Below are 5444 nucleotides of genomic sequence, written 5' to 3' on the forward strand. Positions count from 1 at the left end.
AGAAGTCCGGCGGTGTCCTACTCTCCCACAGGGTCCCCCCTGCAGTACCATCGGCGCTGTGAGGCTTAGCTTCCGGGTTCGGAATGTGACCGGGCGTTTCCCTCACGCTATGGCCGCCGAAACACTATTGACGTTTCAGGCAACACAACAACATTCGTGTGTGTTGTCGGTTCCCGACCGTACGTCGAGAACCACAAAGTGGACGCGTGCACCTCGCAGAGGAAGGTGTTATCAAGTCATCGGCTTATTAGTACCAGTCAGCTGCACACGTTGCCGTGCTTCCACATCTGGCCTATCAACCCAGTCGTCTGGCTGGGAGCCTCTCGGGCCGAAGCCCATGGAAGTCTCATCTTGAGGCCGGCTTCCCGCTTAGATGCTTTCAGCGGTTATCCATCCCGAACGTAGCTAACCAGCGGTGCTCCTGGCGGAACAACTGGCACACCAGAGGTTCGTCCAACCCGGTCCTCTCGTACTAGGGTCAGATCCTCTCAAACTTCCTACGCGCGCAGCGGATAGGGACCGAACTGTCTCACGACGTTCTAAACCCAGCTCGCGTACCGCTTTAATGGGCGAACAGCCCAACCCTTGGGACCTACTCCAGCCCCAGGATGCGACGAGCCGACATCGAGGTGCCAAACCATGCCGTCGATATGGACTCTTGGGCAAGATCAGCCTGTTATCCCCGAGGTACCTTTTATCCGTTGAGCGACAGCGCTTCCACAAGCCACTGCCGGATCACTAGTCCCGACTTTCGTCCCTGCTCGACCTGTCAGTCTCACAGTCAAGCTCCCTTGTGCACTTACACTCGCCACCTGATTGCCAACCAGGTTGAGGGAACCTTTGGGCGCCTCCGTTACTCTTTGGGAGGCAACCGCCCCAGTTAAACTACCCACCAGGCACTGTCCCTGAACCGGATCACGGTTCGAAGTTAGATATCCAGAGTGACCAGAGTGGTATTTCAACAATGACTCCACGAATACTGGCGTATCCGCTTCACAGTCTCCCACCTATCCTACACAAGCCACACCGAACACCAATACCAAGCTGTAGTAAAGGTCACGGGGTCTTTCCGTCCTGCTGCGCGTAACGAGCATCTTTACTCGTAATGCAATTTCGCCGAGTTCGCGGTTGAGACAGTTGGGAAGTCGTTACGCCATTCGTGCAGGTCGGAACTTACCCGACAAGGAATTTCGCTACCTTAGGATGGTTATAGTTACCACCGCCGTTTACTGGGGCTTAAATTCTCAGCTTCGCCTTGCGGCTAACCGGTCCTCTTAACCTTCCAGCACCGGGCAGGCGTCAGTCCGTATACATCGACTTGCGTCTTCGCACGGACCTGTGTTTTTAGTAAACAGTCGCTACCCACTAGTCTCTGCGGCCACCACGCCCTTTTCCACGCAAGGTGGTATAAGCGGATGGCCCCCCTTCTCCCGAAGTTACGGGGGCATTTTGCCGAGTTCCTTAACCACGATTCTCTCGATCTCCTTGGTATTCTCTACCTGACCACCTGAGTCGGTTTGGGGTACGGGCGGCTTGAACCTCGCGTCGATGCTTTTCTCGGCAGCATAGGATCACCCACTTTTCATCCGCATCGCGTCTCAGCCATCATGACTCCCGGATTTGCCTAGGAGTCGGCCTACACGCTTGCACCAGGACAACCATCGCCTGGCTTGGGCTACCTTCCTGCGTCACACCTGTTAATACGCTAGCCGCACCAGCATAGGGTCGTGTGCTCCACCACCCGGTGGACCCCGAAGGGTCCGGTGGGCGGCTTCGGACACTTAGCATCACTGGATTGACTGGGGCGGTTCTTCGCCGGTACGGGAATATCAACCCGTTGTCCATCGACTACGCCTGTCGGCCTCGCCTTAGGTCCCGACTTACCCAGGGAAGATTAGCTTGACCCTGGAACCCTTGGTCTTCCGGAGGACGTGTTTCTCACACGTCTTTCGCTACTCATGCCTGCATTCTCACTCGTGTGGCGTCCACGGCTGGGTCACCCCGCCGCTTCACTCGCCACACGACGCTCTCCTACCCATCAACACGGCTGGACCACGAAGGCCTACCAAAAATGTCAATGCCACAACTTCGGTGGCGTGCTTGAGCCCCGTTACATTGTCGGCGCGGAATCACTTGACCAGTGAGCTATTACGCACTCTTTCAAGGGTGGCTGCTTCTAAGCCAACCTCCTGGTTGTCTAAGCAACTCCACATCCTTTTCCACTTAGCACGCGCTTTGGGACCTTAGATGGTGGTCTGGGTTGTTTCCCTCTCGACTATGAAGCTTATCCCCCACAGTCTCACTGCTGCGCTCTCACTTACCGGCATTCGGAGTTTGGCTGACGTCAGTAACCTGGTGAGGCCCATCGGCCATCCAGTAGCTCTACCTCCGGCAAGAAACACGCAACGCTGCACCTAAATGCATTTCGGAGAGAACCAGCTATCACGAAGTTTGATTGGCCTTTCACCCCTATCCACAGCTCATCCCCTCAGTTTTCAACCTAAGTGGGTTCGGCCCTCCACGACGTCTTACCGTCGCTTCAGCCTGGCCATGGATAGATCACTTCGCTTCGGGTCTAGGACATGCGACTGAATCGCCCTATTCAGACTCGCTTTCGCTACGGCTGCCCCACACGGGTTAACCTCGCCACATATCACTAACTCGCAGGCTCATTCTTCAAAAGGCACGCTGTCACCCCTGCTAGGGAGGCTCCAACGGTTTGTAAGCAAACGGTTTCAGGTACTATTTCACTCCCCTCCCGGGGTACTTTTCACCTTTCCCTCACGGTACTTGTCCGCTATCGGTCATCTGGGAGTATTTAGGCTTATCAGGTGGTCCTGACAGATTCACACGGGATTTCACGGGCCCCGTGCTACTTGGGATACTCTTCACGCTGCGCACAACATTTCGACTACGGGGCTGGCACCCACTACGGCCCGCCTTTCAAGACGGTTCGTCTATGCAGTCGCATCACGTCGACCATCCGGCAGGATGATCAGAAAAGTCCCGCAACCCCGGGCATGCAACGCCTGCCGGCTATCACACACACCCGGTTTAGCCTCATCCGCTTTCGCTCGCCACTACTCACGGAATCACTATTGTTTTCTCTTCCTGTGGGTACTGAGATGTTTCACTTCCCCACGTTCCCTCTACCCGCCCTATATATTCAGACGGGAGTCACCAGGTCGCACAAACGCCTGGCGGGGTTTCCCCATTCGGAGACCCTCGGATCACAGTGTGCTTATCCACTCCCCGAGGCTTATCGCAGATTGCTACGTCCTTCTTCGGCTCCAGATGCCAAGGCATCCACCGTTTGCTCTTAAAGACTTGAAATCACATGAGATGAACCGGATCCAGGAAAAGATCCGGCTCGGTTTTCTTTAAGATGCTCGCGTCCACTGTGTAGTTCTCAAAGTACGGGCGGTCCCCCACCCCCATCACCAACCGGCAACAGAAGCAAGGGCCACGAGGTTCGGTTCGACCCAACGGCCGGCCCGGTCCCTCAGGACCCAACAGCGTGCAGCCGCCCGCACACATCCCCCACCGTTCCAGATCCGAAGACCGTACTAACTGGAGTCAGCTGCGCTGACGGCATGTCAAATGTTCCACCCATGAGCTCCCGTCACACACATCCGGTGTGAATCGGGCTCTGTCAGAACCGAAGTCCTGCAGTGCTCCTTAGAAAGGAGGTGATCCAGCCGCACCTTCCGGTACGGCTACCTTGTTACGACTTAGTCCTAATTACCAATCCCACCTTCGACGGCTCCCTCCACAAGGGTTAGGCCACCGGCTTCAGGTGTTACCGACTTTCATGACTTGACGGGCGGTGTGTACAAGACCCGGGAACGTATTCACCGCAGCGTTGCTGATCTGCGATTACTAGCGACTCCGACTTCATGAGGTCGAGTTGCAGACCTCAATCCGAACTGGGACCGGCTTTTTGGGATTCGCTCCACCTTACGGTATCGCAGCCCATTGTACCGGCCATTGTAGCATGCGTGAAGCCCAAGACATAAGGGGCATGATGATTTGACGTCATCCCCACCTTCCTCCGAGTTGACCCCGGCAGTATCCCATGAGTTCCCACCATAACGTGCTGGCAACATAGAACGAGGGTTGCGCTCGTTGCGGGACTTAACCCAACATCTCACGACACGAGCTGACGACAACCATGCACCACCTGTTCACGAGTGTCCAAAGAGTTGACCATTTCTGGCCCGTTCTCGTGTATGTCAAGCCTTGGTAAGGTTCTTCGCGTTGCATCGAATTAATCCGCATGCTCCGCCGCTTGTGCGGGTCCCCGTCAATTCCTTTGAGTTTTAGCCTTGCGGCCGTACTCCCCAGGCGGGGAACTTAATGCGTTAGCTGCGTCACGGAATCCGTGGAAAGGACCCCACAACTAGTTCCCAACGTTTACGGGGTGGACTACCAGGGTATCTAAGCCTGTTTGCTCCCCACCCTTTCGCTCCTCAGCGTCAGTTACGGCCCAGAGATCTGCCTTCGCCATCGGTGTTCCTCCTGATATCTGCGCATTCCACCGCTACACCAGGAATTCCAATCTCCCCTACCGCACTCTAGTCTGCCCGTACCCACTGCAAGCCCGAAGTTGAGCCTCGGGATTTCACAGCAGACGCGACAAACCGCCTACGAGCTCTTTACGCCCAATAATTCCGGATAACGCTTGCACCCTACGTATTACCGCGGCTGCTGGCACGTAGTTAGCCGGTGCTTTTTCTGCAGGTACCGTCACTCTCGCTTCTTCCCTGCTAAAAGAGGTTTACAACCCGAAGGCCGTCATCCCTCACGCGGCGTTGCTGCATCAGGCTTCCGCCCATTGTGCAATATTCCCCACTGCTGCCTCCCGTAGGAGTCTGGGCCGTGTCTCAGTCCCAGTGTGGCCGGTCACCCTCTCAGGCCGGCTACCCGTCGACGCCTTGGTGAGCCATTACCTCACCAACAAGCTGATAGGCCGCGAGCCCATCCCCAACCGAAAAATCTTTCCACCCACACACCATGCGGTGATAGGACATATCCAGTATTAGACGCCGTTTCCAGCGCTTATCCCAGAGTCAGGGGCAGGTTGCTCACGTGTTACTCACCCGTTCGCCACTAATCCACCAGAGCAAGCTCCAGCTTCATCGTTCGACTTGCATGTGTTAAGCACGCCGCCAGCGTTCATCCTGAGCCAGGATCAAACTCTCCGTAAAAAACAGATGCACACCCACACCGGGAAAAACGATGCAGGCAGCGAGTTCAATCATGACCAAAAGAGACGAACATCATTGCTGACATTCATATAAATTGATCCAAAGGAATTCTCAACCAACCCCACAGGGCTGGACGAGGATAATTTGGCATTTGACAAGTGCACGCTGTTGAGTTCTCAAGGATCGGACGCACCCACACACCCACCACAAAGCAGGACGCGCAAGGCAACTTCACAA

The 5444-nt window shown here is 55.7% G+C and carries 3 rRNA genes; all 3 read right to left on the bottom strand.

Annotated elements, in window-relative coordinates:
- Positions 1 to 4: 4 nt before the first annotated feature.
- The 3 genes from rrf to Q9R19_RS14470 all read right to left on the bottom strand — a co-directional run bounded on the left by rrf (position 5) and on the right by Q9R19_RS14470 (position 5207).
- Positions 5 to 121, bottom strand: a 5S ribosomal RNA gene (gene rrf, locus Q9R19_RS14460).
- Between the two features lie 106 nt (positions 122 to 227).
- Positions 228 to 3333, bottom strand: a 23S ribosomal RNA gene (locus Q9R19_RS14465).
- Positions 3334 to 3682: 349 nt separating this feature from the next.
- Positions 3683 to 5207, bottom strand: a 16S ribosomal RNA gene (locus tag Q9R19_RS14470).
- The 16S, 23S and 5S rRNA genes sit together here, the layout of an rRNA operon.
- Positions 5208 to 5444: the final 237 nt, after the last annotated feature.

This window comes from Microbacterium sp. ARD32 (genome assembly GCF_031844385.1).
Taxonomy (GTDB): domain Bacteria; phylum Actinomycetota; class Actinomycetes; order Actinomycetales; family Microbacteriaceae; genus Microbacterium.